The 1,129-nt window shown below is 62.0% G+C and carries 1 protein-coding gene; it reads right to left on the bottom strand.

Annotated features, from left to right (window positions below):
* The coding region (locus Dsi01nite_RS56915; RefSeq protein WP_203854883.1) for an ABC transporter substrate-binding protein at positions 1–1,129 on the bottom strand (1,129 nt) is incomplete at both ends.

The raw sequence follows: 1,129 nt of genomic DNA, 5'->3' as shown, positions 1-1,129 counted from the left end.
GGGGTAGCCGGGCAGATCCTTGCAGCCGCACATGGCGTAGTGCAACGGCGGCATGTTCGCATCGACGTACGTGTCGAGGTTGTCCTGCGTGATCGTCGGCTGCGGCAGCTTCCACGGGCTGGAGACCTGCTCACCGTTGAGGATCTTCAGCGCCGCGAGGATCGGGGTCCGCCACTGATAGGTCGGGTAGGTCGGCGCGATCGCGGTGAGCTTCTTGTCCTTCCACAGCTTCAGGAAGTCCAGCTGGTCCTCACCATTGATCGGCGGGACCGGCTTCCCCGCGTCCTGGAACGCCTCCACAGCGGCGACAGCGGTCGCACCGGCATCCATCCAGATACCGTCGATGTTGCCGTACCGCTGGATGTAGTCGTTGACGATCTTCTTCGTCTTGGCCGGGTCACCATCGGTGAACTCCACACCGACCACGTTGACCTTCGCCTTGTCGAACTGAACCTTCGCCGCCGACCAACGGGTCTCCAGCACATCGACACCCGGCAGGATACGCAGCGCGAGGACCTTACCGCCCGGCTTGACCTTCTGGCTCAGGAACTCAGCACCGACCTGACCGAAACCGTAACCACCGATCGGGTTGATGAACGTCACCGGACACTTGGTGTCCACACCACGGTCGAACACGATCACCGGCAGACCCTTGGCACAAGCGGCCTCCACCGCCGGGGTCAACGTCGCGGTCGTGTTCGGCGACACGATCAGCGCGTCACAACCCTTACCCAGCAGATCGTTGATGTCCGCGATCTGCTTGCTGTCCTTGCCCTCCGCGTCGACGTGCACAAACTCCTTGATCATCGACTTCTGCGCCTCGACCTCGGCCTGCATGACCTTGAAGCCGACCTGCCGCCACGGATTGTTCAACGCCGCGTTGGAGAAACAGATCTTGTACGGACCGGCCTTCTTGTACTTCGCGGTATCAACCAGCTTCGGGTTCAGCACCTGCTCCCACGGCTTGTCCGCCGGACCGGTCGCGGTCGCCTTCAACAACGCGAGCTCATTGTCATAGTCAGCCTGCACAAAGAACTTCGACTGCTCACCCGTGCCAGAACCAGCCTGAGCACTGGACGACGCCGCACCAGACGCCGACGTGGTCGGATCATCAGTGGAACAACCGGAC

The sequence above is a fragment of the Dactylosporangium siamense genome (assembly GCF_016862795.1).
Taxonomy (GTDB): domain Bacteria; phylum Actinomycetota; class Actinomycetes; order Mycobacteriales; family Micromonosporaceae; genus Dactylosporangium; species Dactylosporangium siamense.
This window is presented reverse-complemented; position numbering and strand designations above follow the sequence as displayed.